This window comes from Hydrogenophaga electricum (assembly GCF_030160815.1).
Classification (GTDB): Bacteria; Pseudomonadota; Gammaproteobacteria; order Burkholderiales; family Burkholderiaceae_C; genus Hydrogenophaga; species Hydrogenophaga electricum.
Genome location: NZ_BSPB01000007.1, coordinates 15,182 through 41,603 on the forward strand (window position 1 = coordinate 15,182; position 26,422 = coordinate 41,603).

A 26,422-nucleotide genomic window follows, 5' to 3' on the forward strand; every position below is an offset into this window, starting at 1 on the left:
TCAGGTCCGGTAGGCGTGAAGGTGCCGGGACAGCAGCCCGGACAGCGCCACCGCCCCGGCATAGGTTCCGCGCGAGGACAGGGCCACGCCCATGACCACCGCCTTCTCCAGCCAGCGCGAATGGCGCGACTGGAGAAAGGGCCAGAGACCCTGGCGGATATTGCGCTGGATGGCAGCCAGCAGCGCCGGCTCCTGCGTGCGCGAAAGCACCATCTGGAAGAACAGGCGCAGGCTGGAGCGCGCCTGCCGGAAGCCGACGAAGTGTTGCTGGTACGGCTGGGCCGGGTCGACGTGCCGCGTCATGGCGGCCACCGCCAGCAGGATGCTGGCCGTGCGCTCGTTGACCTTCTTCTGCGCAAACCCGGCCTCGGTGGCCGACACCTCGTTGAAGCGGTAGTGGTAGAGCACCCGGGCCACGTTGAAGGCCCGCTGGCAGCGCTGGAAGTACTGCATCAGGAACAGCATGTCTTCGCCCACTGCGATGCGGGTGTCGAACCGCAGCCCCTGGCTGCGGATGATGTCCAGGCGGAACATCTTGTTGCAGCACCCGCCGCCGATGAGCTGGGTACACAGCGTGTGTTCGTACAGCCGTTCCATCGGCAGGGAGCCTGTGCCCGCCAGCACGAAGTCCTGGCTGGCATCGGGGCGAACCCGGTCGTAGCCACACACGGCCACCTCATGGGTTTCCATGGGCACACGCAAGGCCTCCAGGAAATCCGGCTCGACGTAATCGTCGGCGTCGATGAAGGTCAGGTACGTGCCCCGCGCCCGCTCCAGCGCCAGGTTGCGGGCGGACGACACCCCACCATTGGGTTGATGGATGACCCGGATGCGGTCGTCGGCGGCCGCGAACCGGTCACAAATGGCCGCGCTGCCATCGATCGAGCCATCGTTGACCAGCAGCACCTCCCAGTCGCGCCGGCGCTGAGCCTGCACAGAGCGCAGGCACTGTTCCAAATAGGCCTCGCAGTTGTAGACCGGAATGACGATCGAAATCACGGTTCCAAGCCCCCGCCTGCAGGCGCCACCGTGTCATCGCGCCCCAACGCGCAGGAAAAAACGAACAATGCCATGCGTTATCATAGTGAGCGGCCTGCCACAGGGATCAGGCCTTTTGCCACAGCGCCAGGGCGCTTCCTGGGCGGCACCCGTTTCCGGGCACGATCCGGACACCCTGACCGATAAAAAAAGCGGCACTTTCGGCCCGAGCCGGCCCGGATCCAACCACCCACAACATGAAGATTCTTTACATCGCCGGACGGGAAGAAAGCTACTCGCGCACCCGGATCGTCATCCGTGCCCTGGAGATGCGCGGACACGAAGTGGTCAAGTGCCTGCCGCCCGACAAAGCCTTCAAGCATTATCCGCGATTGCTGCTGGATGCCCTGCGCAAGGCGCCGTCCTGCGACATCGTGCTGACGGGTTTTTATGGCCAGTTGCTCACGCCGGCGATGCGGCTGCTGACCTGGAAGCCGATCGTCTTCGACATGTACATCACCACCTACGACACCATGGTGTTCGACCGTGCCAAGGCCAAGCCGGGCTCGTTCAAGGCCAAGGTGTACGCCTGGGGCGACTGGCTGTCGTACAAGGCCGCCAGCATCTCGATCCTCGACAGCGACCACGTCATCCAGCATTTCGGGCGCTATGCCCGCACGGCCACCGACAAGATGCGCCGGCTGTTCCTGGCGGTGGACAACACGGTGATCCACCCGCGCCCCCGTCAGCGCACCGACGACCGCTTCCTGGTGCACTTTCACGGGGAGTTCATCCCCTTCCATGGCGTGCGCCACATCCTGCGCGCGGCCAAGCTGCTGGAAAACGAAGGGGTCGACTTCCAGATCATCGGCCGCGGGCTGACCTTCGAGCAGGACATGGCTCTCATGAAGGAGCTGGACCTGCGCAACGTGCGCATCCTCGATCCGGTGCCCTACGCCGGCCTGGCGACGCACATGGCCGAGGCCGACATCTGCCTGGGCATCTTCGGCGAAAACGAACGTGCCGAACTGGTCATCACCAACAAGGCCAACGAAGCCATCGGCATGGGCAAACCGCTGATCACCCGGCGCAACGCCCCGGTGCAGGAGTTGCTGACCCACCGGGAAAGCGCCTACTTCGTGGAGCCCGCCAATCCGCAGGCCATCGCCGACGCCATCCTGGAGCTCAAGCGCGACCCGGCGCTGCGCCAGCGCATCGCCGAAAACGGCCACCGCAAGTTCCTCGAATACGGCACGGTGGAAAAGCTGGGCGAGGGCCTTGAACGTATTCTTCTGGAGGCCTTGGGCCGTCGAGCCTGAGCCCCGCCCTTCACGAGAGCCCTGCCATGCGACGGATCGCCCCCATCCACTGGCTTGCCCTGCTGTTTTTCCTGCAGGCGCTGTTTTTTGCCTGGTTCGTGACCCCGAACGGAGACATTCCCGATGAAAGCGGCCACTACGCCTACGTGGTGGACGTGGCCAAGGGCCGCCCCCTGCCGGTGCTGGGGCACATGGACAACGACCGCGGTATCATCTCCAACAACCTCTGGCGCGACTGGGGTGTGGAAGATGGCAGCCGGCCCAACTACATCGTCCAGCATCCGCCCCTGTACTACGCGGTCGCGGCCATTCCCTACCGGATCGCCAAAGCGGTGACGAAAGACCGCTTCCTGTGGGCCAAGGCCACGCGCATCGTCTCTGCCCTGAGTCTGGGCCTGCTGATCCTGGTGATGTTCAAGTCGCTGGTGGCGGCCCGCGTCGACGACCGGCTGGCCTTGCTGCTGGCATCCCTGTTCGGTTTTGTCCCCACGGTGACGCACCTGTCTTCAGGCATCACCAACGACATCTTCCTGACCCTGATGTGTGGCCTGGCCACCCTCTATCTGGTGCGCTTCGTGCAGGGCGAGCGCATGGCCGATGCCTACTGGTGCGCCTTCTGGCTGGCCTGCGCCGGGGCCACCAAGATGACCGCCTGGGTGCTGATCGCGGGGTTTGTCGGCATCCTGCTGTATGAAATGCGTCAGCGCTGGCTACTCTGGCTGCTGCACAGTGCCGCCCTGAGCCTGCTCTCGTTTTCGTCCGCCCTCTGGTGGATGCGCCGCAACTACTACTTCTTCGGCAACCCGTTCTACATCTCGGGCTCCGATGCCCCGCCCCTCGTGCCCGGCTACACCCGGTTGAACTACCTGGAGCAGCAGCCCTTCTTCGACTGGCTGTTCCAACATTTCTACGCCTTGGTTGGCTTTTCGGGCTACTGCAACTCGGCCGCCAACGTCGACATCCTGGTGCGCTACTGCAAGGGCGTGAAGGTGGCGGTGGTGCAAGGCCCGTCCTACTACGTCTTCATCTGGGTCAGCCTCGCCTTTTCCGCCCTGCTGCTGTGGGCGGTGCTGCGCCACACTTGGCCGCTGGCCCGCTCGGCGCCCGAGCACAGCATCGCACTGAGCGCTGCAGGGTCCGTGCAATCCGGGGTGCGCCGCGTTGCGGAGACTCTGCGCGCTCCGCGCTGGCTGCCCGCGCTGCTGACCATCGGCGGTGTGGCGGCCACAGCCTACGGATTCATCCACGTGCTCAAACTGGACCCGCGCTACACCCAGCAGATCCACACCGTCTTTGCCTTCATGACGGTCGCCGCGCTGGTGTCGCTGGCCCTGGTGGCCACCGGACGAACTGGCGATGACCGCCTGCTGGCCTACGGCCCGATCCTGATCGCGCTGTTCAGTCTGCTGCTGTTCCTCCAGGGCCACAAGGCCTACGTGATTTCCGAACGCCCGGCAGGTATCCAGGGCCGCTATCTGTTCCCCTTCATTCCGCTGCTGCTGGTGTCGTTCGGTATCGCCATCCGCGGCTACCGCTGGGCGCTGCCCGTGGTCGCGATCGCCACCGTGCTGCTGGCCTGGGCGCACACCAACGGCTACATGAACACCATCGTGCCCTGGTTCAATTCCGTACGCCTATGAAACGCCGCCTGCTCCAGTTCGCCCTGTATCTGGGCCTGCCGTTGGGGCTGACCGTGGCCCTGTACGCGGCCACCAAAGGCAACTTCGAATCGCACTTTCAGAACTCGCTGGCCGACCAGACGGCGATGGCGTCGATCCACACGGTCATGCTCGACTCGGGCTTCACGCTGAGGCAGCCGATCGACACCACCGCCCTGAACATCCAGCGCGATGGCATTCGCGACGCGCCCGTGTGTTTCTGGATCCGCATCGAATACGACCGAAAGCACTGGAAAACACGTGGCACCGTGCTGCTCACACTGGTATCGGGCGACCGCTCCTGGCAGGGCCAGATCCGGTCCGAGCAGATCACCACCTACTTCCAGCCGGTCTGCATCGCGGGCTCGCGCACGCAGGACATCGAGGACCGCCCGACCCATCTGGACATCACGGTGGCCGAACCCGGGCTCAAAGGTGTGGCCATGCTGGCGCTGGGTCCCGGCAACGGCCAGAACAACGCCATCATCAATGGCCAACCCTCGGACCACACGCTGAACTACCGCCTGACGGCCAACCCCGGTCCACGGCGCGGCGACATCGTGCAACTGGCCCTCATCTTTGCTCTGGCCTGCGCCCTGCTGTTCACCGTGCTGGGCCCGCTGGTGCGGCCTCCACGCGGCTGAAACAGCCCCTTCTCATTCACCCAATCACGCCCCTTCCATGATCCTTGTTACCGGAGCGGCCGGCTTCATCGGCGCCAACTTCGTGCTCGACTGGCTGGCCCAGTCGGATGAACCCGTCATCAACCTCGACAAGCTCACCTACGCCGGCAACCTGCAAAGCCTGTCCAGCCTGGATGGCGACGCCCGCCACGTCTTTGTGCACGGCGACATTGGCGACCGCGCTCTGATCGACCGCCTGCTGGCCGAACACCGCCCTCGCGCGGTGGTGAACTTCGCCGCCGAAAGCCACGTGGACCGATCCATCCATGGGCCCGAAGACTTCATCCAGACCAACGTGGTCGGCACCTTCCACCTGCTCGAATCGGTGCGTGCCCACTGGGGCACCCTGGAGGGCGAGGCCAAGGCGGCGTTCCGCTTCCTGCACGTCTCCACCGACGAGGTCTACGGCACGCTCAAGCCCACCGACCCGCCGTTCACCGAAAACCACCCCTACGAGCCCAACAGCCCATACTCGGCCAGCAAGGCCGCCAGCGACCACCTGGTGCGCGCCTACCACCACACCTACGGTCTGCCGGTGCTGACCACCAACTGCTCCAACAACTACGGGCCGTACCACTTCCCCGAGAAGCTCATCCCGCTGATGATCGTCAACGCGTTGGCCGGCAAGCCGCTGCCGGTGTATGGCGATGGCATGCAGGTGCGCGACTGGCTGTTCGTCAAGGACCATTGCAGCGCCATCCGCCGTGTGCTGGAAGCGGGCACCCCGGGAGAAACCTACAACGTGGGCGGCTGGAACGAGAAGCCGAATATCGAGATCGTCAACACCGTGTGCGCCCTGCTCGACGAGATGTCGCCCCGCGCCGACGGCCAGGGTTATGCCACGCAGATCACCTACGTGAAAGACCGCCCGGGCCACGACCGCCGCTACGCGATCGACGCCACCAAGATCCACCGGGAACTGGGCTGGAAGCCGGCCGAGACCTTCGAAACCGGCATCCGCAAAACAGTGCGCTGGTACCTGGACAACCAGGCTTGGGTGCAGCAGGTGCAAAGCGGCGAGTACCGCCAATGGGTCGACAAGCAGTACGGAGCCAAGGCATGAGCGCGCCGACGATCCTGCTGACCGGCCGCAACGGCCAGGTGGGCTTCGAGCTGCAACGCGCCCTGGCCCCGCTGGGCAAGGTGGTGGCCGTGGGCACAGCCGACTGCGACCTGGCCGACGGTGCCGCCCTGCGCGCCCTGGTGCAATCGGTCCAGCCGGCCCTGATCGTGAACCCTGCGGCCTACACCGCCGTGGACAAGGCGGAAACCGACAGCGACAAGGCGCGCGCTGTCAACGCCGTGGCACCGGGCATCCTCGGCGAGGAAGCGGCGAAGCTGGGCGCAGCGGTCATCCACTATTCCACCGACTACGTGTACGACGGCCGCAAGGCCGGCCCTTATACCGAAGCCGACGCCACCGGACCGCAATCGGTCTACGGGCAGACCAAGCTCGATGGCGAGCAGGCGCTGGCGGCGGCCACGCCGCAGCATGTGGTGCTGCGCACGAGCTGGGTCGTGGGCGCGCACGGCGGCAACTTTGCCAAGACCATGCTGCGGCTGGCTGGCGAGCGTGAAGAACTCAAGGTGGTGGCCGATCAGTTTGGTGCGCCAACCTCGGCCGCGCTGATCGCCGACGTCACCGCCCACATCGCACACCGCTACCTGCAGCAGGGGGCCACCGGGTTTCCGTTTGGTACCTACCACCTGGCCGCCGAGGGCGAAACCAGCTGGCACGCCTACGCCCAGTTCGTCATCGGCGAAGCGCTGCGCCACGGCAAAGCCCTGAAAGCCAGCCCGGACCGGGTGCACCCGATCCCGGCCTCCGCCTACCCCACCCCGGCCCAGCGCCCGACCAATTCCCGGCTCGACACCGCCCGCCTGCGCCAGACCTTTGGCCTGCACCTGCCACCCTGGCAGGATGGCGTGCGCCACATCCTGCAGCAAATCCTCTGACACGCATTCCCATGGCACGCAAAGGCATCATCCTCGCCGGCGGCTCCGGCACACGGCTCTATCCCGTCACCCAGGCGGTGAGCAAGCAGCTCATGCCGGTGTACGACAAGCCCATGATCTATTACCCGCTGAGCACGCTCATGCTGGCGGGCATCCGCGACATCCTGGTGATCTCCACGCCGATGGACACCCCGCGCTTCAGCGAGCTGCTGGGCGATGGCAGCCAGTGGGGCCTGAACATCCAGTACGCCGTGCAGCCCAGCCCGGACGGCCTCGCCCAGGCCTTCCTCATCGGCGAGCAGTTCATCGGCAACGACCCGTCGGCGCTGGTGCTGGGCGACAACATCTTCTACGGCCACGATTTCGCCGAGCTGCTGCGCCGCGCCAACGAGCGCGACAGCGGCGCCACGGTGTTCGCCTACCATGTGCACGATCCGGAGCGTTATGGCGTGGCCGAGTTCGACGCCCAGGGCCGCGTGCTCAGCCTCGAAGAAAAGCCCACCCAGCCCAAGAGCAGTTTCGCGGTGACGGGCCTGTATTTCTACGACAGCCAGGTGGTGGGTCTCGCTCGGGACCTGAAGCCTTCGCCGCGCGGTGAACTGGAAATCACCGACCTCAACCGCCTGTACCTTGAGCAGAACCAGTTGCAGGTGGAATTGATGGGCCGGGGCTACGCCTGGCTCGACACCGGCACCCACGACAGCCTGCTCGAAGCCGGCCAGTTCATCGCCACCCTGGAAAAACGCCAAGGGCTGAAAGTGGCCTGCCCGGAAGAAATCGCCTTCCGCCACCAGTGGATCAGCGCCACCCAGCTCGAGACACTCGCCAGACCCCTGGCCAAGAACGGGTACGGCCAGTACCTGTTGCGCACGCTCAAGGAAGCCCATCCCGGCGCGCCCCGCTGAGCCGATGGCAAGCGCCGGGCTTCCGCACCTCGCCCCAGCCTACCGCCCGGACATCGACGGCCTGCGCGCCATCGCGGTCGGGGCCGTGGTGCTGCACCACGCCTTTCCCCAGGCGTTTCCCAGCGGCTTTGTCGGTGTCGACATCTTCTTCGTCATCTCCGGCTACCTGATCAGCTCGATCATCATCGGCCAGTTGCAGGCCGGCCGTTTCTCGTTCCGGGATTTCTACGCCCGGCGCATCCGGCGCATCTTTCCGGCCCTGCTGCTGGTGCTGGTGGCGTGCCTGGGCACCGGCTGGCTGATGATGACCGCCGCCGAGTTCAAGGCGCTGGGCCGTCACGTTCTGGCCGGCACCCTGTTCGTGTCGAACTTCGGCTTTTGGCAGGAGGCCAACTACTTCGACGAATCCGCGATCTACAAGCCGCTGCTGCACCTGTGGTCGCTGGCGATCGAGGAGCAGTTCTACATCGCCTGGCCACTGCTGCTCCTGGTTGCGTACCGTTGGCGCGCCCTGCCCTGGCTGATCGCCGGGCTGCTGCTGGCCTCGCTGGTGCTCAACCTGTGGCTGGTGCGCACGGACACCACCGCCGCGTTCTACAACCCGGCGGCCCGGTTCTGGGAAATGATGATGGGCGCCGGGCTCGCCGCCCTGCAGCTTCGCTCTGGCCATCCCGGCGCGGCCTGGCCCCGCTGGCTGGTGCATATCACCAGCGCCGCCGGCTTGGCGCTGCTGGCCTTCGTGTTCTGGCGCCTCACCCCGGCCCACGCATTCCCGGGCAAGTGGGCGCTGGCGGCCACCCTGGGCACCACGCTGCTGATCGCCGCAGGACCGCAGGCCTGGCCCAACCGGATTCTGCTGGCCTGGCGCCCCATGGTCTGGCTGGGCCTGATCAGCTACCCCCTGTATCTGTGGCACTGGCCCCTGCTGTCGCTGGCGCACATCGAGGTCGGCCGCGACCTGCCCACCCCGCTGTTGCTCGGACTGGTCGGGCTGTCGGTAGTGCTGGCCACCGCGACGTATCTGGGCCTGGAACGGCCGATCCGCCGCCACGGACACCGTCTCGGCCGGCCGCTGGTGGGCGTGTTGACGGCCCTGATGGTCGCCGTGGCCGCCGCCGGCGGATGGGTATACCAACAGTCGCTGAAAGTGGACACGCTGCCGGCGCTGCTCACCACCTTGCAGACCAAGGGCGGGCGCAGCGCAGTGGCCGAAGGCTGGCGCGACGGCGACTGCATGCTCGACTACAACCTCCCGCCGAGCGCCTACAAGGCCCATTGCGTGGAAGAGCGCCGTCCGCTGATCTTTCTCTGGGGCGACTCGCACGCCGGCTCGCTCTACCCCGGCTTCAAGGCGCTGCAGGACAGCGGCCGCTACAGCTTCGGGCTCGGCGAACGGACCGGTGCCATCTGTCCGCCGATTCTGGGCCACGATCCCCGCCCCGGCTGTCAGGCCCTCAACGACGACACCATCGCGCTGATCCGGCGGACCGTGCCGGACGTCGTGGTGCTCTACGCCTGGTGGCATGAAAAGGCGGTCTACGGTCGCTACGACATCAGCGGCCTGGAAGCCACGGTGGCCGAACTCCGCAAGGCGGGCGTGCCCCGCATCGTGTTGCTGGGAGCGGTGCCTTACTGGAAAGAGAACCTGCCACGCATCCTGCTGCGCCTGTCGCGCCAGCTCGACCGGCGCGGCCGTCTACCGCTGCGGCTGGGCGACGACCACCTGGACCCCCATGTCAAGCAGGCCACGGCCGAGATGCGGCAGCGGGCGGCGGCCATGGGCATCGAATTCATTTCGGGGATGGATTACTTCTGCAACGCAGAAGGCTGCCTCACCCGCCTGGACGAAAATGCCACCGAGCCGCTGAGCTACGACTATGGGCACCTGAGCGTGCCCGCGGTCACGTACTACGTAGAGCAGATCGCGCCGCAGATCCTCGGGCAGCGCTGAAGCGATTGCCATGCGGGCAGCGTGCCCGCGCGCCTGCGGCGCAGCGGCTCAGCCGGTGCTGGCGTCCGCCGGCGGTGCTGCCCGCAGGCGCCCGTCGTACAGCCGTTTGTGCATCACCTGGCGCGGCACGGCCTGGGTGTCGTGCATGAGGAACGCGAGCAGGAACTGCAGCCCCATGATCATGGGCAATGCAGCCAGCATCACCGTGCCCGGCGACGCCAGCACATGGCGCAGGGCGGACACGCTCCACTCGTAAACGCCGAAACCGATGCCGAACAGCATCAGGAACACACCCAGCAGCAGATGCAGGGAAGCGGCCGACATGTCGCGCAGGAAATAGCTGTAGAAGATGCGCTTGCCGAAGTTGCGCAGGTGCTTGCTCAGGAACTCGCCCAGGATCGCGCGCACCTTCAGGTTGCTGACCTCGTCGGCGTAGTGCGCGTCCATCGGGATGTCCATCACCACGGCCTTGACCGTGTTGAGACGGAACAGCATGTCGCTCTCGAAGAAGTAGCGCTTGCTGATGCGATCAAATGGCAGGTGGGCCGCGACCTTGGCATGGATGGCGGTGTAGCCGTTGGTGGGATCGAAGATATCCCAGTAGCCGGTCGACACCTTGGCCATGAACGACAACGCCGCGTTGCCGATCATGCGCAGGCGCGGCATGCGGCCGATGTGGGCGAGGTCGTAGAAACGGTTGCCCTTGGTGTAGTCGGCCACCCCTTCCAGAATGGGGGCCACGAAGTGGGCAACGAGCTCCGGCGCCATCTGGCCGTCGCCGTCCACCTTGACCAGCACGTCGTGCCCGTCGGCGATGGCGGCCTGGTACCCCGCCATCGTGGCGCCCCCCACCCCGAGGTTCACGGCATTGCGGACCACGCGGACGCGGTGATCGGTGTTGTGGGCTTCGACGAAGTCCCCCGAGCCGTCAGGACAGCGGTCGTCGACCACATAGATGGCCGACACCTCGGGACCGATGCGCGCCAGCACCCCCATGATGTGCCGGGTCACCTTGTAACAAGGCAGTACCACCGCCACGGAAGGTTCATGCAGCATCAGAGGCTCCCGAAGAAAAAACGTCCTGGCCAGCGGCGCCGGGCAGCGGCCATCCCCTCCCGCACCAGGCTGGACAGAAAGGCCATGGCCATGACCACACCGACCACCACGTAGGCCGTGTAGTAGCGCGGCTGGAAGAAGTAAGGGAAGTCGCTGAACATCAGGTACACCGCCAGTGCCACCGGCAGCACCACGAACGCCGCCGCAGCGCCGAAAAACAGTCGCGCCGCGAGACTGGCGCGCCAGCGCCGGAACTCGACCACCAGCAGGTACGGGACCACCACCGCCAGCATGGTCAGGATGAAAGGGTGAAAACGCAGGAACGGCCAGGGCAGGTTCCAGTCGACCAGCGTGCGCCAGTGCAGACTGGCCGTGCTGCGGGTGAACGCGATCCAGATAGCAGCCACCCAGTCGCGCCAGCCCCGCGTATCACCGAAGCCCAGCAGATAGTCGCGCATTTTGCCGTCGCTCGGATGGACCCCGCGCCACTGGTTGATGCCCACGGTGCACAGCAGGTACACCAGCACCACCACCGCCGAAAACGTCCCCACGCGCCACAGGCGCTCTCGCCAGGGCCGGGGCGATGCCAGCAACTCGGCCATGACCAGCATGACCGGCAACAGCAAGGCCGTGGGTTTGATCGTCAGGCAGATACCGGCCACCAGCCCACTTTCCAGCGCAAAGCGCCAACGACCGGCATCGGCCGTGCGCCGCACGTAACCGATCAAACCGGCCAGGCAGAACAGGAGCACAAACATCTCCTGGTTCAGCGTGATCGCGGCAAACACGAACGCCGGTGTCTGCGCGACCGCAAACACCAGGACGGCACACAGCAGCCAGGGCACCTGCAAGGCCCGCGCCAGCCAGGCGATCAACACCAGGGCGATCAGGCCCCAGGCCAGGTTGGCCAGCTTGGCCAAATGGAACAGGTTGTGCGTCTCGACCACCTGATCGAGCACCCAGGCCATCGCCGCGGTAGCGGCATAGAAGGTGGGCAGGTAGTTGCTGGCGGTGTTTTCGTGCTCCGAGGCCCCCTGCCCCGACGACGGGCAGTAGCCGCCGTCGACACGGTCGCCATAACAACCCCAGATGCGGAGCGACTCGTGCTGCATCCGGTCATACACCCCGGGCACGGTCTGCTGCGCGTAGATGCGCCACCAATAATCGAAATGGGTGTGCTCGTCAAACGGCGAACGGAACTCCGGATCGAACCGGGACAACAGGTTGTACCCGCCGAACAGCAGCGACAGGGCCAGCGCCACCCAGCCCAGCCACCGCAACCCGCGCCCCCACCAGACGCCCCAGCGACGACGGCTGGCGGCTCCACAAGACTGCACACCCGAATCCACCGTCATCGTCTGTTCCTCCTCCCGCTCTGGCGAGCAACCTGCCTGCGCAACGATCATCGCCACTCAGCCTGTGCGCGCCGAATCGGCCAGGTTGACGATGAGCACACCCGCACTGATCATGCCCAGGCCCAGCCACTGCCAGCCGTTGAGCTTTTCCGAAAACACCAGCCAGCTGGCCGCAGCCATGAGCAGGTAGAAAAAGGAGCCCGAAATCGCAAAAGCCACCGAGAGCCGGGCCTGCGTCAGCACGAAGAACCAGAGCACGTAGCCCAGCACCTGCAGGCACAGCGCCCCCAGGACCCAGGGCGACATCGCCGCCGACATCAGAAAGGGCACGACGCCTTCCTGGCGGAAAACCGGTGCGATCTGGTTGATGCCGCTCTTGAGCAGGAGCTGGCTGCCGATGGTGCAGGACGACACCAGAAAAATCAGGACCACGACGTTCACGGGCGAGCGCTTCGTTAAAGGGTTGGATGGGGAACAGCCCGACAGACCTCAGGCCATCACAAAGGCGTGGCGCAGCAAGCCGGGGATCGACGCCCGCCGCCCTTCGCGCAAGGCCACCAGCGCCATCACCAGGGCATTCAGGCGGGACGTGACGTGCCAGCGCGCCGCCCGCTCGGAGCGGCGCCAACCCAGCGCAGCGGCCTGCCCGCCAGCGCGGGCAAAGCAGCGCTTTTCGTCCGAAAACCGCCGGCCGTCGAACAAGTTGGCATTGGAGGCGCTGCCGGAATGGCGGCGGTAGGAGAAGCACACCTCGGGCACGTACACCAGCGACTGGCCGGCAAACACCAGGTCCAGCACGAAGCCCAGATCGTGGGTCAGCTTCATGTCGTCCTGGAAATCCACCCCCGCCAACCGGTCGCGCCGGAAGCACAGCGAAGGCCAGTACAACCAGTTGCCGTGCAGCAGACCGGCCGCCAGGGCATCGCCCGACAACGCCACCGTCTGCCCGCCACCGGGCGTGAACCACCGCTGCTTCACGCGGTCGGCCAGCGTCCGCACACGCTGGCCTCGCTCGTCAATGACCTGCACGCCCGGCTGGATGACGGCCGCGTCGGGGAACTGGCGGTGCGCCTCCCGCACCACCCGGACGTACCCGGGCAGCATCACGTCGTCGCAGCCCAGCAGCACGACCAGCTCGCCCTGCGCCTCCCGCAGGCATTTGCGGTAGTTGTTGACGATGCCCAGGTTGGCCGGGTTGCGGACATAGCGGATGCGATCGTCCCCGAGGCTGGCGATCCAGTCGCCGGCCCAGGTGTCGGGGTAGGCGTCGTCCAGCACGGTCAGGCGCCACTCGGGACAATCCTGGTGCTGCACGCTGACAACCGTTTCGCGCAGCAGGGCCGGATCGCCCCAGTACGGCACAAAAATATCGATGAACATGGGTTTGGAGGGAGCCGCCAGTGCGGACGACCACGGATTGCGGCGAGTTGGCTGCAGCCTGTATGGGGCCAACGGGACAGCTTAGGATGATAACAACTCCGCCCTTTTATAATGCCGGGCTGATCTTCACCCCGGCCGCCAGCGCCACCGGCAAGCCCTGCCGCCCACCGCACCACCCCATGAAAGCCACCCCCCTCGCGATCCCTGAAGTCATCCTGTTCGAGCCCAAGGTGTTTGGCGACGACCGGGGCTTCTTTTTCGAGAGCTTCAACCACGCCCGCTTCGAGGAAGCCATTGGCCGGCCGGCCCGCTTCGTGCAGGACAACCACTCCAAGTCGGTCAAGGGCGTGCTGCGTGGCCTGCACTACCAGATCCAGCAGCCCCAGGGCAAGCTGGTCCGCGTGGCGCAAGGTGCGGTGTTCGATGTCGCGGTCGACATCCGCAAGTCTTCGCCCACCTTCGGAAAATGGGTCGGCGCCTTGCTGAGCGCCGAAAACAAGCACCAGCTGTGGGTCCCGGAAGGTTTTGCCCACGGCTTTGTGGTGCTCAGCGACACGGCCGAATTCCTCTACAAGACCACCGATTACTACGCTCCGGCCTTCGAGCGCAGCATCCTCTGGAACGACCCGGATCTGGCGATCGACTGGACCACCGACGTCACGCCCATCCTCTCGGGCAAGGACCAGGCGGCGGCCACCCTGAAAACGGCCGACCTGTTCGACTGACCCTTGCCGGCCAGCTGATGCCCCGGGTCCCCGGGGTGGCGGCGTGTTTCCCGCGTCCATGAAGGTCCTGCACGTCTACCGCACCTACTACCCCGATCCGCCCGGCGGCCTGCAGCAGGCCATCCGGCAGATCGCGGCGGGGTGCCAGACGCTGGGCGTCGAGTCCCGCATCTTCACGCTCTCGCCCCAGCCGCAGCCCCCGGTGATCGACCGGCCCGAAGGCGCGGTGCACCGGGCCCGTTCGTATGCCGCCCCCGCCTCCTGCGACCTGGGCGGACCCGAAGCCTTCTGGCGTTATGCCCGCAACGTGCGCTGGGCCGACATCGTGCACCTGCACTACCCCTGGCCGTTCGCCGATCTGCTGGATCTGCTGAGCCCGCAGGGCAAACCCCGGGTGATGACCTACCACTCGGACATCGTCAAGCAGAAGGTGCTGGGCAAGCTGTACCACCCCCTGATGCGCTGGACCCTCGGCCGCATGGACGCGGTGGTGGCCACCTCGCCGCGCTACGCCCAGACCAGCCCGGTGCTGACGCGCTTCGTGCGGCCCGAACGGCTGCACGCCATCCCCCTGTGCATGGCCGATGCGACGGCCGAACCCGAACTGGCCGCGGACACCGACATCCTGCAGCGGCTGTCGCTGCAGGGCCGGCCGTACGTGATGTCGCTCGGTGTGCTGCGCTACTACAAGGGCCTGCATGTGCTGGTGGAGGCCGCGCGGCAGATCCAGGGCGCCGTGGTCCTGGCCGGCAATGGCCCGGAAGAAGCCGCACTGCGCGCCCAGGTCGCGGCCCTGGGACTGGACAACGTGCACTTTGCCGGCCTGGTCAACGAAAGCGACAAGCACACGCTGCTGCGCCACTGCACGGCCCTGGCGCTGCCCTCGCACCTGCGGTCGGAAGCCTACGGCATGGTGCTGCTGGAAGCGGCGATGCACGGCAAACCCCAGGTCAGTTGCGAAATCGGCTCCGGCACGTCCTGGGTCAACCAGGACGGCGTGAGCGGCTTCGTGGTCCCCCCCGAAGACCCGGCCGCGCTCGCCACCGCCCTCAACCGCCTGCTGACCCAGCCCGCCCTGGCGCACACCCTGGGCGCGCAGGCCCGGGAACGCTACCTGCGCGACTTCACCCCGGCCGCCATGGCGCAGGCCTATCGCGGCCTCTACGAAACCGTCGCCGCTGGCTGAGCGGTACCATTGCGGGTTATCCCGCCCGGAACCTAGGATTCATCTCGCATGCCCTCTCCTCTCGTCCCCGTGGTGCTTTCCGGCGGCACCGGCTCCCGCCTGTGGCCGGTTTCGCGCGAAGCCCATCCCAAACCCTTCATGGCCATGCCCGACGGCGAAAGCCTGTTGCGCAAGACCTACGCCCGCGCCGCCCTGGCCAGCCAGGGTCAGGCCCCGCTGACCGTCACCAACCGCGAGTACTTCTTCCTCAGCCGCGACACGCTGCAGGAAGCCGGCGTCACCGGCGGCGATTTCCTGCTGGAAGCCAGCGGCCGCAACACCGCCGGCGCCATCGCCATGGCGGCCCTGCACCTGGCGCAGACACGCGGCGCCGACGCCGTGATGCTGGTGCTGCCCGCCGACCACCTGGTGCAGGATGTGCCGGCTTTCCAGGCCGCCGTGGCCCAGGCCCACGCCCTGGCCGAACAAGGCCATCTGGTGACCTTCGGCATCGTGCCGGACCGCCCCGAAACCGGCTTCGGCTACATCCAGAAAGGCGCCCCGCTGGCGAACGGCCACGCCGTCTCGCGCTTCGTGGAGAAGCCCCCACTGGCCCAGGCACAGGCCTATCTGGCCTCGGGCGAATACCTCTGGAATTCCGGCATGTTCTGCCTGGGCGTGCGCACCGTGCTCGACGAGCTGGCCCGCCACGCCCCGGACGTGCTCGAAGCCTGCCGCCGCTGCGCGACCGACCTGAAGTCGCGCGAGTTGGGCGGCGTGCACGGGCTGGAGATCCCTGATGCCGCCTACCAGGCCGTGCCCTCGATCTCGATCGACCACGCCCTGATGGAGCGCTCCGACCGCGTGGCGGTGGTGCCGGCCGACATCGGCTGGTCCGACATCGGCTCCTGGACCGCGGTGCGCGACCTGTCGCCCGCCGATGCGCGCCAGAACCGCGCCACCTCGGACGCGGTGTTCGTCGACGCCGACAGCACCTACGTCCATGGCGAACAGCGCGTGGTGGCCGCCGTGGGCACGCGCAATCTGGTCATCGTCGACACGCCCGATGCCCTGCTGGTGGCCGATGCCGACCGCGTGCAGGACGTGCGCGAGGTGGTGGCCCAGCTCAAGCAGCGCCAGCACCCGGCAGCCCAGTTCCACCAGACCGTGGCCCGCCCCTGGGGCACGTACACCGTCCTGGGCGAGGGCGAGCGCTACAAGCTCAAGCGCATCGAAGTGCTGCCCGGCGCCAGCCTCAGCCTGCAGCTGCATCACCACCGCAACGAGCACTGGATCGTGGTCAGCGGCCTGGCCGAGGTCACCAACGGCGACCGCACCTTCCTGCTGCACGCCAACGAATCCACCTACATCCCGGCCGAACACCGGCACCGCCTGACCAACCCGGGCCAGGAACTGCTGGTGATGATCGAAGTGCAAAGCGGCGCTTACCTGGGCGAAGACGACATCGTCCGTTTCGAGGACAAATATGGCCGAACTCCTGCAGCCTGAAGGGGCCACGCCCGCGCAGGCCCCTGCCCATCAGATCCCGGAAGTTCCCGAGGACTGGTACCACCACGATGGCCGCACCGACATCTGGGTCGCCATGCGCAACGTGCACGTCTGGGGCGTGCTGGGCTGGCACGACATTCGCCAACGCTACCGCCGCTCGGTACTGGGCCCGTTCTGGTTCACGCTCAGCACCTTCATCATGATCGGGGTGCTGGGCTTCCTGTACTCCGAACTGCTCAAGCAAGAGATTTCGCAATACCTGCCCTTCCTGGGGGTCGGTCTGGTGCTGTGGCAATACCTGTCGACCAGCATCACCGAAGGCTCCAACGCCTTCATCAGCGGCAGCTTCCTGATGAAGCAGATCCGCATGCCCGCGACCATCCACGTCTGCCGCATCGTCTGGCGCAACTTTTGCATCCTGCTGCACAGCCTGCCACCAGTGATGATCCTGTCGCTGGCCCTGGGCAACCGCCCGAATGCCGACTTCATCCTCATCATTCCCGGGCTGTTCCTGCTGCTGCTGACCGCCACCTGGATCGGCATCGTGCTGGGCATTCTGTGCCTGCGCTACCGCGACCTGCTGCCCATCGTGGCCAACATCCTGCAGGTGGCGTTCTTCTTCACCCCCATCATGTGGGCGCCCACGCTGCTCAAGGAGCGTGCCTGGATTGCCCACTACAACCCGCTGTACCACCTCATCGAGATCGTGCGCGCGCCCATGATCGGTGAGCCCATCGACCCCATCTCGTGGGTCTGGGCCATCGGCATGGTGGTGGTCGGCTTCGCGATTGCGCAGGCCCTGATGAAGACCGCCCGCCACCGCCTGGCCTACTGGATCTGACATGACCGCGAGCATTTCCGCCCACAACCTGTTCGTCGAATTCCCGATCTTCGAGAACTCTCACCGGTCGCTGAAAAAAGCCGTGCTGAACCTCTCCACCGGCGGGGTCATCGGCAAGGATGCGGGCAACCACCCGGTGGTGACCGCGCTCAACGACCTGAACTTCGAGATCCGCGACGGCGACCGCATCGGCCTGGTGGGCCACAACGGCTCGGGCAAGACCACCCTGCTGCGCGTGCTCACCGGCATCTATTCGCCCACGCGCGGCCGGCTGGACGTGCAGGGCCGCACCGCTTCGTTACTGGAAGTGTCCTCCGGGGTCGACCCCGACGCCACCGGCTTCGAGAACATCTACCTGCGCGGCATCATGAGCGGGCTCAAGCCTGCGCGCATCAAGGAACGCATCGACGAGATCGCCGAGTTCACCGAACTGGGCGACTACCTCAACCTGCCGGTGCGCACCTATTCCAGCGGCATGCTGCTGCGCCTGACCTTTGCCATTTCCACCAGCATCGACGCCGACATCCTCATCATGGACGAGTGGCTCAGCGTGGGCGACGCCTCGTTCCGCGACAAGGCGGCCAAGCGCCTCAAGGATTTGGTCGACAAGGCCTCCATCCTGGTGATCGCCTCGCACAACCCCGAGCTGATTCAGTCCATCTGCAACCGCAAACTGCAGCTCGAGCACGGCCGCATCATTGCCGACGAACCGGTGGTGGCCCCGCCGCCGGAGGCGGCACCCGCCGAATTGGCGCAGCCCGCCGAGCCCGTGGTCTGACGCGGCCGCGCCCGAAAAGCCCATGCCCCTGAACCTCAAAGCCGATCACCCGGCCCTGCCCTACCTGGAGTGGGTCGGTGCCCGGCAGCCCCTGCGGGCGGTCAAAGGCCTGATCAGTGCCCACCTGGCTTACCCCGTGGCCGAGCACATGGAGCGGCGCGAGGTCCGGCCCAAGCTGGCCGAGCTGCAACGCCACTACCGTGTGCCCTTTGCCCAGCGCCTGCAGGGCGTGCGCGACCGCGTCGCCGACACCGTGGCCTTCGCGATGCAGGCCGTGCCCTACTACCGGGACACCTTTTCCGCACTCGGCTTCGACCCCGACAAACTGCGCCAGGACCTGCGCTGGCTGCAAGACCTGCCCTGGCTGACCAAGGACATCATCCGCGAACAGGGCGATCGCCTGCTCTCGCGCCCGCTGGCCGAGGTCCGCCACCACGCCTGCAAGACCGGCGGCTCGACCGGCCAGTCCTGCGTGATCCACTACGACCAGCCCGCCGCCGACCATTCGGCCGCGGTCACGCTGTACTGCCGCCAGCGTGTGGGCAAGACCCAGCGCAAGCCCGAGCTGCACTTCGCCTGCCGCTTTCCGGGCGACCCGGTGCCGCCCTGGCCTTCGCGCGAAGACTTCAAGTGCTTCGCGATGAACCGCAGCAACATCTTCTTCGGCGCGCTCGACGACGCCGGACTCGAAGAAATCTGGGCCACGCTGCTGCGCCGCCGCCCCTACCTGATCCACGGCCACCCGTCGACCATCTACGCCCTGGCCTGCCACATCGAAAAGACCCGTGGCAGCGCCCGGGCCTTCCGCATCTTCGAGTCCAGCGGCGAACTGATGGAAGACTACCAGCGGCACAAGATCGCCCAGGCGTTGCAGTGCCGTGTGGTCAACCGCTATGGCCTGGCCGAGCTGGGCGTGGTGGCCTACGAGCTCGAAGAAGGCATGCCGGGCATGCAGTTGCTCGACTCCGAGGCCTGGTGCGAAATGGCCCCGGTGGACAACGCCACTGTGGGCAGCGACCGCGGTGAACTCACCTTCACAGCCCTTCGCAACCGGCTCATGCCGCTGATCCGCTACCGCAGCGGCGACCTCGGCCGCGTCGAACAGCGCGAGACGGGCGTCTACCTGACCGAAGTGATCGGGCGCATCCACGACATGGTGCCCATCAACGGCGTGCCCCACGCCACACACCACATCCAGGACGTGCTCGACCACCGCGTGGGCGGCATCCAGGAATTCCAGATCGACCTGCGCAGCGCCCCGCCGGTGCTGCGCATCGTGGTCGACACCCACGGCAACGCCGAACAGATCACCGAGCGCGTGCAGGCGTACTGGCCAGGCGCCTTCGACCTGCAGTTCGTGCAGCACGCCGACCTGGTGCGCGTAGGCAGCCGCGCCAAGTTCCGGCACGTGGTCACGGGCTGACGCGGCGCGCATGGTTCACGTTCTCGCTCCCGGCCCCTACCAGGACATCGCGCAACTGGTGCTCTCGGCCTGGCTGCGCAGCGGCGGCCAGGGCTCGGCCGCGCTCGGCAGCCTCGGTGAGGTCGTGGACCCGGCGCACGCGCTCCACGTGGTGATCCACCCCCGCGAGGAATGGACCGAGGCGCTGCTGGCCCTGACGCGCCGGCCCGCCAAACTGCTGGTGCTGGGCCGCCTTTCGCACGGACTGGCCACCGCCCTGGGCGTGCAGTTGCCCGCCGAATGGCCGGCCGACTGGGCCGGCCACACCCTGTGCCCGCCCGCCACCGCCGGCGGGTACGCGGAGAGTGTGGCGCGGGTGGTCTATCCGGCCAATGCCCCCCGCATCGCCGGCCAGGCACCTGCCATGGCGGTGCGCCCGTTCCGGCGCCACGACTTCGCCGACGAATGGAACAACCTGGGCTACGGCGCCATCACCGCCGACGGCACGCCCTGGAGCATTGCCCAGAACGCCCAGTTGCCCACCGCTCACGAACTGGCCACGGCACGCTTGGGCGACCAGCCCCTGTGCGGCTACGCGGGACTCTGGGACCTGCCCGGCGCCAGCGTGCTCTGGTTCAACCGCGCCGCCGGCCCGATCGACTCGCAGGAATGGCGGCTGGTGGAGGACTTCTTCTCCTGCCACCGCGCCGAGGCGCTGCCTTGCGCCCCGGTGCTGGCCGAAGTGCCACACGGCTTCGACAGCGCCGTCACCATGCGGCTGGACTGCGACGAAGACGTGGAATCGGCCCGTGCGCTGTGGGATCTGCACCGCGCCGAAGACGTGCCCTTCAGCCTCGCGCTGCACGCGCGCGTGCTGGCCGATGCCCGCCACCACGCGCTGCCCCGCGAAGTGCTGGCCGGCGGCGGTGCCCTGCTCTCGCACACCGCCACCCACGCGCCGGACTGGGGTGGCAGCTACGACGCAGCGTTCCACGAAGGGCGGCAGTCGGCCGACGTCATCGAGGCCCACACCGGCTACCGCGTGCGCCATGCCGTCTCGCCCTTCCACCAGACGCCGCTGTACGCCCGCCTGGGCCTGGCCGATGCCGGCTACACCGGCTGCATCGGCGGCATCATCCGCAACGACCCGGACTTCCTCACCGCGCGCGCCGGCATCCCGCCCGGCTCGGGCCAGGGCTTCATCGGCCACAGCCAGCAGTGCATGCTGCACGGTGACTGCCTGCTGAGCGACGGTGAGCCCCTGCGCGTCTTCCACGAAGCCTTCCGCCTGGCAAGGGTGGGCGGCGCGTTCTTCGGCTACCTGGACCACCCGTTTTCCGAACGGTATGCCTACGGCTGGCGATCGGAGGCCGAGCGGGTCGAGGCGCATCGCCGCTTCATCGGGCATATCCGCGAAACGGGTGGCCGCGTGCTGTGGGCCAACGCCAGCGACGCACTCGACTTCCTGTCCGACCGCGCCCACACCACCGTGCATGCCCTGGCACAGGGTCATTGCATCACCCGGCCCAGCGCCACACACCGCTGGCCGCTGGCCGTGCGCTACCGCGGCCAGGTCGTGTCCGTCACCACCCAGGAAACCCTCGCATGAAGCTCATGATCGTGTTCGGCACGCGACCGGAAGTGATCAAGCTCGCCCCCGTGGCCGCAGCAGCCCTGGACATGCCGGGCATCGAGCGCGTGGTCTGCTCCACCGGCCAGCACCGCCAGATGCTGGACCAGGCGCTGGCCTGCTTCGGCCTCCGGCCCGACGTGGACCTGGACCTGATGCGTGCCAACCAGACCCTGCCCGCGCTCACCGCACGCCTGATCGAGGGCATGACCGAAGCCCTGCAGGCGCACCAGCCCGATGTGGTGATGGTGCAGGGTGACACCACCACCGCCTTCGCCGCGGCACTGGCCGCGTTCTACCAGCGCATCCCGGTGGCGCATGTCGAAGCCGGCCTGCGCACGGGCGACCCTTACAGCCCGTTCCCGGAAGAAATGAACCGGGCCATGATCAGCCGCCTGGCGCGCTGGCACTTCACGCCCACCGAGCCGGCCACCCGCAACCTGCTGGCCGAAGGCATCGCCGCATCGGCCATCACCCAATGTGGCAACACCGTGATCGACGCGGTGGAACTGATCAAGCGCCAATGGCAGCAGCGCCCCTACAGCGGTCCGGCAACCGCCTGGTTCCCGGACCGCGACCTGGTGCTGGTGACCACCCACCGCCGTGAAAACTTCGGCCAGGGCCTGGAAAACATCTGCGATGCCCTGCTGACCCTGTGCCGCGAATACCCCACGCTGGGCTTCGTGTTCCCGGTGCACCTGAATCCGCAGGTCCAGGCCATCGTCCGGCCCCGGCTGGCGGGTGTCGACAACCTGCGGCTGCTTGAACCCGTCGACTTCGAGACCAGTCTTTACCTGCAAAGCCGCTCGGTGCTGATCCTCACCGACTCCGGAGGCATCCAGGAAGAGGCCCCCTCCTTCGGCGTGCCCTGTGTCGTCATGCGCGAACACACCGAACGCCGCGAAGGCGTGGATGCCGGGTTTGCCTCGCTGGTCGGCACCGACCGGGCGGCCATTGTGGCCGGAGCGCGTCATTGGCTGGCGCAACCGGCGCTGCGCCAGCAACTGGCAACCAGGGCCAACCCGTATGGCGACGGACGGGCATGCACCCGGATCCTCGAAACACTGGCAGAGCCCCGCGCGGCCAGTGCCTGAAGATAAACTGCGGCGCATGGAGAATCCGCCCCCTCCGCGCGTCGGACTGATTGCGATCGTCAAGAATGAAGCGCCGTATCTGGTCGAGTGGCTGGCACATCACCGGCTGATCGGCATCGACCGTTTCTATCTCGCCAACAACGACAGCACCGACGGCACCACCGAACTGCTCACGGCGCTGCACCGGGCGGGCCTGGTGAGCCATCACCCGTACCCCTCGGTACCGGGCAGCAGGCCCCAGGTGCCCGCCTTGAGCATGCTGCTGGAACGCCACCGGGACGATGCGGAGTGGCTGGCACTGATCGACGCCGACGAGTTCATCTGGCCGATGAGCAACGACTGGAGCCTGCTCCGGTTTGTGCAGCGATTCGAACAGCAGCACCCGGAAGTGGGCGCCATCGCGCTCAACTGGGCCACCTATGGGTCCGCGGGTCAGGCCGTGTTCGAGGACGAGCTGGTGACCAAGCGCTTCACCTGGCACGCACCACATCACGACGTCATCAACCGGGGAATCAAGACGCTGGCCAGGACGCGGGCGGTATCGTCGGTTCTGACATCGCACAACGTAGCCCTGCACCCTGGTGCCCAATACCTGCACACACAGGGCGCGCCACGCACCTTTTCTCCCGACCTGTTCCCTGCGAACACGGCACTGGCGCAATGCCTCAGCCATGCCATCCAGTGGGACCATTTCCGGGTCAACCACTACATCGTCAAGTCCTACCAGGAGTTCATCCAGAAGAAGCAGGCGCGAGGGCGCGCCATGACTTCGACACCACTGGACGACGTGTTTTTTCTGGGACACGACAAGGGCGGCACACAGACATGCCCCGATCCGCGCTACCTGCAGGCGCTGGAAGCGGAAATGCTGCGCATTCGGGCAGCCACTCCCGAGGTCGACCACGCACAGTGGACGCGCGAACTGCTGACCCAGCGCCGCTCATTTCAGGACCAGACACCGGCACCACACGTCGGTTGCGTCGACCACATCCGGACAGACCCTGCGTCGGTCCTGCTGACCGGCTGGCTGCTGGTTCATGGTGACCACCCGGTCACGCGACTGGAGCTGTCCGTCGACCAGACGGAATGGGTGCCCTCGCACACCCTGCATGCCCAGGCGCGACCCGACGTGGCGCAGCACTTTTCGCAGGCCCCCCACGATTGCGGCTTCATCGCCAGCTTCCGGCAGGCCGCCCCGATGTCCCAAACCTCTGCCATTGCGGCCCGCGCCGTCCTCGCGGATGGCCGATGGACACGCCCCATCGAACTGGGTCGGTACGCACGCAAGGACCTCTGACGCGGGAGACCGCCCCTGCGTGGTGCCGGAGCGACTCAGAGCCCGACCGGCCTCACCAGGCTGTCCCTTACGACGAATGCCCCCAGCGGCAGCGATTCCGGCTCGACACCGGCCAGCGGCGGCACGTCGACCCGCAGTGCCTGCAACGGCACCGCCGCCTGAGCAGCCTCCAGGCGGATCACAAAGCCACAATCCAGAGGAGCCCTGGGGTGGTGCAAGCGCACGTCCGGTCGCGCCATCCGCACGCACTCGGCCACCGGCCAGCCCACCCCGTTGACATGCACCTGCATGTCGAGCGGAAAGGTACTGCGTCGCACCAGCGCCCAGCCCTTCAGGCAGAGGGTGCCCGCTTCCCACCAGACCTCGTCCACACACCCGGTCACCAGACCAGGGGGAGGTTTGAACCCCTGCAGCTGCAGCTGGTTCGCATCGAAGCGTTCCAGCAGGCCCGGCGCGTTCCGCGCCACCATCTCGCGAATCCACGCGGCTTCGCGCCGCACCCGCTCCTGGTGGGCTTCGGAGGGCGCATCCTCCACGTCGTTGTGATCGTGAAAGTAGAAAAAATCGGCTTGGTAAGCCCCCCCGGCCCCGGCGGCACTGCCCCGGCTGGATTTTTTGTAGAAGTACTCCACCCAGGATTTGATGACGTAATGGTTGACGCGGACCGGCGACCAGCACAACCGCTGGGAAAGGCCATCTCCCGACTGGTCCTGGTAGTGATCGCGCACCCGAAAGTCCTGGCCATCGGCCTGCAGGTACCGGAATCCGGGCCGCAGCGACGAGGTGTGGGGCCGGACGTTGTCCGACAGCGCCGTCAGCCGCAGGATCGACTTGACGTGATGATGGGACTCGAAAGACGCGGGTGCACGGAACCGGAAGCGCGATTGCACCGGCCCGTCGTCCGCGTACACCCGCCCGGATGAGCCGTACACCGCCCAGTTCAACGCGACGGCCCCCACGTCCGGAGCCGCCAGCGCACGGAACCAGCCCGCGAGATCGAAGCCCTCCTCGGCGGGCATCAGGAACTCGTCCGCATCCATGAACGCCAGCCAGTCGGCATGGGCACCAAAGGCCTCCAGGATCATGCGGTAGCCCGCGCCCTGGGGCGATCCCGCACTGGTGGGCACGTGAACAAAGCGCACGACCCCGGCCTGCTGCAGGGCCTGGAGCAGCTCGGCCGTGCCGTCATTGCTCTCGTTGTCCGCCAGAAAAAACCGATCGATGCCCAGAACGCGATGGTGCGCCAGCCATTCGATCAGGTAAGGGGCCTCGTTCTTGAAGATGGCTGCGATGCCGAAGGGAAACGAGGTGGTGGGGCTCATGGTCGATAGGGTCCTGCAAAGCGCCGCCAGATTCTAGAGCAGCCCCTGCCGCGCCAAGCCGCCACGGCCCAGGCGCGCCGAGGCCCCCACGGTAAAATGACCGACTCTTTCCGGTGGTGCTTTTCTGAGCGTTTGATGCCACGCCAAGACCCTATGAACACAGCCTCCGGCAGCAGTGCCACGTCCCCAGGCGCCTGCCTCCTGTTCGCCACCGCAGACTGGGACACCCCCTACTGGACCAACAAGCAGCACACTGCCGATCACCTGGCCAAGGCCGGGTGGCAGGTGCTCTACGTGGAGAGTGTCGGGCTGCGGGCTCCCCAACTGGGCAGCGGCACCGACTGGCACCGGCTGTGGCGACGCCTGGTGCGCGGCCTGCGTGGTCCGCGCCGCGTAGGGGCCGGCCTGTGGGTGCTGTCCCCGCTGGTCATTCCCTTCAAGCACCATCACCCCTGGGTCCGCGCCTTCAACCAGGGCTACCTGGCCTGGACACTGAGCCGCTTTCTGCGCCGGCAGGGTCTGGCCCATCCCATGGTCTGGACCTACCACCCGTTTGTGCTGGAAACACTGGACCGCCTGCAGGCCCGGCACAACGTGACCACCGGCCCGCTGGTCTACCACTGCGTCGACGACCTGGCCGCCATTCCAGGGATCGACGCGACCGCGTTCAATGCCGAGGAGCGGCGGCTGCTGACCCGCGCCGATGCGGTGTTCACCACCAGCCAGGCGCTGTTCGAAAAGTGCGCCCCACACAATCCCCATGTGCACGACTTTCCCAACGTGGTGGACCTGGAGCATTTTGGCCAGGCTTTCGATGCCGGGCCCTTGCCCGCCGATCTGCAGGCCATCCCCGAACCCCGTATCGGCTACGTGGGCGCCCTCTCCGACTTCAAGGTCGATTTCACCCTGTTGCGCGAACTGGCCCAACAACGCCCGTCGTGGCAGTTTGTGCTCATCGGCGATGAGCGGGAAGGCCAGCGCGACCCGGTGCTGGCCGACATGGCGCGACTTCCCAACGTGCACCGGCTGGGCCACAGGCCCTATCAGCAACTGCCCCTCTACCTGCGCGGTCTGGCGGTCGGGCTGCTGCCCACACGCATCAACACCTACACCCGCAGCATGTTCCCGATGAAGTACTTCGAGTACATCGCCAGCGGCGTGCCTGTCGTGTCCACCCGCCTGGCCTTTACCGAAACCGAACATTCGCCGTTACTGCAGGTGGCTGACGACGCGACAGCCTTTGGCCAGGCCATCGCTGCGCACCTGGCGGCCCCCCGGCCCGACCGGCCCCTGTGCGAGCGCCTGGTGGCCAAAAACACCTGGAAATCGCGGCTGGCCGGCATGTTGGCCCATGTATTCCCTGTCACCGCCGACCGCTGATCCACAATGCGGGCGGCGCCATCTGCCGTTCAATTCCT

At 66.8% G+C, this 26,422-nt stretch carries 23 protein-coding genes; 17 read left to right on the top strand and 6 right to left on the bottom strand.

The annotated features are described in order from the left end of the window. Entirely contained in the window at window positions 1–999 is a 999-nt protein-coding gene (locus QQK43_RS06515; protein ID WP_284307150.1) for a glycosyltransferase family 2 protein, read from the bottom strand. A 236-nt stretch (window positions 1,000–1,235) separates the two neighbouring features. Here QQK43_RS06515 and QQK43_RS06520 point away from each other — a divergent pair, with 236 nt between their 5' ends. From QQK43_RS06520 to QQK43_RS06550, 7 genes are read left to right on the top strand one after another with little or no spacing between them, the layout of a single operon-like run. Continuing rightward, the gene (locus QQK43_RS06520; RefSeq protein WP_234267009.1) at window positions 1,236–2,297 is read left to right on the top strand and encodes a glycosyltransferase; all 1,062 of its coding nucleotides are present in this window, start codon (window positions 1,236–1,238) and stop codon (window positions 2,295–2,297) included. Between the two features lie 26 nt (window positions 2,298–2,323). Then, complete coding sequence (locus QQK43_RS06525; RefSeq protein ID WP_284307151.1) at window positions 2,324–3,937, top strand: ArnT family glycosyltransferase; 1,614 nt, start codon at window positions 2,324–2,326, stop codon at window positions 3,935–3,937. After that, window positions 3,934–4,599: a hypothetical protein gene (locus tag QQK43_RS06530; protein WP_284307152.1), complete on the top strand. Its 666-nt coding sequence runs from the start codon at window positions 3,934–3,936 to the stop codon at window positions 4,597–4,599. Before QQK43_RS06525 ends, QQK43_RS06530 begins: the two co-directional genes overlap by 4 nt. Window positions 4,600–4,636: 37 nt before the next feature. Then, a complete protein-coding gene (rfbB, locus tag QQK43_RS06535) occupies window positions 4,637–5,701 on the top strand; it encodes a dTDP-glucose 4,6-dehydratase (protein ID WP_284307153.1) in 1,065 nt (354 codons plus the stop codon). Beyond that, window positions 5,698–6,594 carry a dTDP-4-dehydrorhamnose reductase gene (gene rfbD / locus QQK43_RS06540; RefSeq protein ID WP_284307154.1) on the top strand — a complete coding sequence of 299 codons (897 nt, stop codon included), beginning with the start codon at window positions 5,698–5,700 and terminating at the stop codon, window positions 6,592–6,594. Before rfbB ends, rfbD begins: the two co-directional genes overlap by 4 nt. 11 nt (window positions 6,595–6,605) lie before the next feature. Then, window positions 6,606–7,499: a glucose-1-phosphate thymidylyltransferase RfbA gene (rfbA, locus tag QQK43_RS06545; protein ID WP_234267004.1), complete on the top strand. Its 894-nt coding sequence runs from the start codon at window positions 6,606–6,608 to the stop codon at window positions 7,497–7,499. A 4-nt stretch (window positions 7,500–7,503) separates the two neighbouring features. After that, on the top strand, window positions 7,504–9,450 hold the full coding sequence (locus tag QQK43_RS06550) for an acyltransferase family protein (RefSeq protein ID WP_284307155.1): 1,947 nt from the start codon (window positions 7,504–7,506) through the stop codon (window positions 9,448–9,450). Window positions 9,451–9,498: 48 nt separating this feature from the next. On the opposite strand, the gene QQK43_RS06555 is transcribed toward QQK43_RS06550, so the two are convergent. The 4 genes from QQK43_RS06555 to QQK43_RS06570 are packed head-to-tail and all read right to left on the bottom strand — an operon-like array spanning window position 9,499 to window position 13,241. Then, the gene (locus QQK43_RS06555) at window positions 9,499–10,506 is read right to left on the bottom strand and encodes a glycosyltransferase (RefSeq protein WP_284307156.1); all 1,008 of its coding nucleotides are present in this window, start codon (window positions 10,504–10,506) and stop codon (window positions 9,499–9,501) included. After that, window positions 10,506–11,861 carry a glycosyltransferase family protein gene (locus tag QQK43_RS06560; protein WP_284307157.1) on the bottom strand — a complete coding sequence of 452 codons (1,356 nt, stop codon included), beginning with the start codon at window positions 11,859–11,861 and terminating at the stop codon, window positions 10,506–10,508. The genes QQK43_RS06555 and QQK43_RS06560 overlap by 1 nt, the downstream gene beginning before the upstream one ends. A gap of 57 nt (window positions 11,862–11,918) precedes the next feature. Next, window positions 11,919–12,302 (bottom strand): DMT family transporter, encoded by a 384-nt coding sequence (locus QQK43_RS06565; RefSeq protein ID WP_234267000.1) that lies wholly within the window; start codon window positions 12,300–12,302, stop codon window positions 11,919–11,921. A gap of 48 nt (window positions 12,303–12,350) precedes the next feature. Further along, window positions 12,351–13,241: a glycosyltransferase family 2 protein gene (locus QQK43_RS06570; protein ID WP_284307158.1), complete on the bottom strand. Its 891-nt coding sequence runs from the start codon at window positions 13,239–13,241 to the stop codon at window positions 12,351–12,353. Between the two features lie 179 nt (window positions 13,242–13,420). Here QQK43_RS06570 and rfbC point away from each other — a divergent pair, with 179 nt between their 5' ends. From rfbC to QQK43_RS06615, 9 genes are read left to right on the top strand one after another with little or no spacing between them, the layout of a single operon-like run. After that, window positions 13,421–13,966, top strand: a complete 546-nt coding sequence (gene rfbC / locus QQK43_RS06575) for a dTDP-4-dehydrorhamnose 3,5-epimerase (protein WP_234266997.1) — start codon at window positions 13,421–13,423, stop codon at window positions 13,964–13,966. Window positions 13,967–14,024: 58 nt separating this feature from the next. Next, on the top strand, window positions 14,025–15,152 hold the full coding sequence (locus tag QQK43_RS06580) for a glycosyltransferase (RefSeq protein WP_234266996.1): 1,128 nt from the start codon (window positions 14,025–14,027) through the stop codon (window positions 15,150–15,152). Between the two features lie 48 nt (window positions 15,153–15,200). Next, the gene (locus QQK43_RS06585; protein ID WP_284307159.1) at window positions 15,201–16,640 is read left to right on the top strand and encodes a mannose-1-phosphate guanylyltransferase/mannose-6-phosphate isomerase; all 1,440 of its coding nucleotides are present in this window, start codon (window positions 15,201–15,203) and stop codon (window positions 16,638–16,640) included. Next, entirely contained in the window at window positions 16,618–17,481 is an 864-nt protein-coding gene (locus tag QQK43_RS06590; protein ID WP_234266994.1) for an ABC transporter permease, read from the top strand. Before QQK43_RS06585 ends, QQK43_RS06590 begins: the two co-directional genes overlap by 23 nt. A gap of 1 nt (window position 17,482) precedes the next feature. Next, the gene (locus QQK43_RS06595; RefSeq protein ID WP_234266993.1) at window positions 17,483–18,259 is read left to right on the top strand and encodes an ABC transporter ATP-binding protein; all 777 of its coding nucleotides are present in this window, start codon (window positions 17,483–17,485) and stop codon (window positions 18,257–18,259) included. Between the two features lie 22 nt (window positions 18,260–18,281). Next, a complete protein-coding gene (locus QQK43_RS06600; RefSeq protein ID WP_284307160.1) occupies window positions 18,282–19,682 on the top strand; it encodes a phenylacetate--CoA ligase family protein in 1,401 nt (466 codons plus the stop codon). 10 nt (window positions 19,683–19,692) lie between these two features. Next, window positions 19,693–21,270 (top strand): polysaccharide deacetylase family protein, encoded by a 1,578-nt coding sequence (locus QQK43_RS06605; RefSeq protein WP_284307161.1) that lies wholly within the window; start codon window positions 19,693–19,695, stop codon window positions 21,268–21,270. Then, window positions 21,267–22,385 carry a non-hydrolyzing UDP-N-acetylglucosamine 2-epimerase gene (gene wecB, locus QQK43_RS06610; protein WP_234266990.1) on the top strand — a complete coding sequence of 373 codons (1,119 nt, stop codon included), beginning with the start codon at window positions 21,267–21,269 and terminating at the stop codon, window positions 22,383–22,385. The genes QQK43_RS06605 and wecB overlap by 4 nt, the downstream gene beginning before the upstream one ends. Window positions 22,386–22,401: 16 nt before the next feature. After that, window positions 22,402–23,682 (top strand): glycosyltransferase family 2 protein, encoded by a 1,281-nt coding sequence (locus QQK43_RS06615; RefSeq protein ID WP_284307162.1) that lies wholly within the window; start codon window positions 22,402–22,404, stop codon window positions 23,680–23,682. 35 nt (window positions 23,683–23,717) lie between these two features. Here QQK43_RS06615 and QQK43_RS06620 read toward each other — a convergent pair whose 3' ends face one another. Next, window positions 23,718–25,004 carry a glycosyltransferase family 2 protein gene (locus QQK43_RS06620; protein ID WP_284307163.1) on the bottom strand — a complete coding sequence of 429 codons (1,287 nt, stop codon included), beginning with the start codon at window positions 25,002–25,004 and terminating at the stop codon, window positions 23,718–23,720. Window positions 25,005–25,157: 153 nt separating this feature from the next. On the opposite strand from QQK43_RS06620, the gene QQK43_RS06625 reads away from it, so the two are divergent. Continuing rightward, window positions 25,158–26,384 carry a glycosyltransferase gene (locus tag QQK43_RS06625; RefSeq protein WP_234266985.1) on the top strand — a complete coding sequence of 409 codons (1,227 nt, stop codon included), beginning with the start codon at window positions 25,158–25,160 and terminating at the stop codon, window positions 26,382–26,384. Window positions 26,385–26,422: the final 38 nt, after the last annotated feature.

What these genes read in the sequence shown, in the direction of transcription:
- QQK43_RS06620 (WP_284307163.1), bottom strand. Translation starts at nt 25,004, where the DNA reads ATGAGCCCCACCACCTCGTTTCCCTTCGGCATCGCAGCCATCTTCAAG.
- QQK43_RS06525 (WP_284307151.1), top strand. Translation starts at nt 2,324, where the DNA reads ATGCGACGGATCGCCCCCATCCACTGGCTTGCCCTGCTGTTTTTCCTG.
- QQK43_RS06585 (WP_284307159.1), top strand. Translation starts at nt 15,201, where the DNA reads ATGCCCTCTCCTCTCGTCCCCGTGGTGCTTTCCGGCGGCACCGGCTCC.
- QQK43_RS06550 (WP_284307155.1), top strand. Translation starts at nt 7,504, where the DNA reads ATGGCAAGCGCCGGGCTTCCGCACCTCGCCCCAGCCTACCGCCCGGAC.
- QQK43_RS06625 (WP_234266985.1), top strand. Translation starts at nt 25,158, where the DNA reads ATGAACACAGCCTCCGGCAGCAGTGCCACGTCCCCAGGCGCCTGCCTC.
- QQK43_RS06590 (WP_234266994.1), top strand. Translation starts at nt 16,618, where the DNA reads ATGGCCGAACTCCTGCAGCCTGAAGGGGCCACGCCCGCGCAGGCCCCT.
- QQK43_RS06600 (WP_284307160.1), top strand. Translation starts at nt 18,282, where the DNA reads ATGCCCCTGAACCTCAAAGCCGATCACCCGGCCCTGCCCTACCTGGAG.
- QQK43_RS06520 (WP_234267009.1), top strand. Translation starts at nt 1,236, where the DNA reads ATGAAGATTCTTTACATCGCCGGACGGGAAGAAAGCTACTCGCGCACC.
- QQK43_RS06530 (WP_284307152.1), top strand. Translation starts at nt 3,934, where the DNA reads ATGAAACGCCGCCTGCTCCAGTTCGCCCTGTATCTGGGCCTGCCGTTG.
- rfbA (WP_234267004.1), top strand. Translation starts at nt 6,606, where the DNA reads ATGGCACGCAAAGGCATCATCCTCGCCGGCGGCTCCGGCACACGGCTC.
- QQK43_RS06580 (WP_234266996.1), top strand. Translation starts at nt 14,025, where the DNA reads ATGAAGGTCCTGCACGTCTACCGCACCTACTACCCCGATCCGCCCGGC.
- rfbD (WP_284307154.1), top strand. Translation starts at nt 5,698, where the DNA reads ATGAGCGCGCCGACGATCCTGCTGACCGGCCGCAACGGCCAGGTGGGC.
- rfbC (WP_234266997.1), top strand. Translation starts at nt 13,421, where the DNA reads ATGAAAGCCACCCCCCTCGCGATCCCTGAAGTCATCCTGTTCGAGCCC.
- QQK43_RS06570 (WP_284307158.1), bottom strand. Translation starts at nt 13,241, where the DNA reads ATGTTCATCGATATTTTTGTGCCGTACTGGGGCGATCCGGCCCTGCTG.
- QQK43_RS06595 (WP_234266993.1), top strand. Translation starts at nt 17,483, where the DNA reads ATGACCGCGAGCATTTCCGCCCACAACCTGTTCGTCGAATTCCCGATC.
- QQK43_RS06605 (WP_284307161.1), top strand. Translation starts at nt 19,693, where the DNA reads ATGGTTCACGTTCTCGCTCCCGGCCCCTACCAGGACATCGCGCAACTG.
- QQK43_RS06555 (WP_284307156.1), bottom strand. Translation starts at nt 10,506, where the DNA reads ATGCTGCATGAACCTTCCGTGGCGGTGGTACTGCCTTGTTACAAGGTG.
- rfbB (WP_284307153.1), top strand. Translation starts at nt 4,637, where the DNA reads ATGATCCTTGTTACCGGAGCGGCCGGCTTCATCGGCGCCAACTTCGTG.
- QQK43_RS06615 (WP_284307162.1), top strand. Translation starts at nt 22,402, where the DNA reads ATGGAGAATCCGCCCCCTCCGCGCGTCGGACTGATTGCGATCGTCAAG.
- QQK43_RS06560 (WP_284307157.1), bottom strand. Translation starts at nt 11,861, where the DNA reads ATGACGGTGGATTCGGGTGTGCAGTCTTGTGGAGCCGCCAGCCGTCGT.
- wecB (WP_234266990.1), top strand. Translation starts at nt 21,267, where the DNA reads ATGAAGCTCATGATCGTGTTCGGCACGCGACCGGAAGTGATCAAGCTC.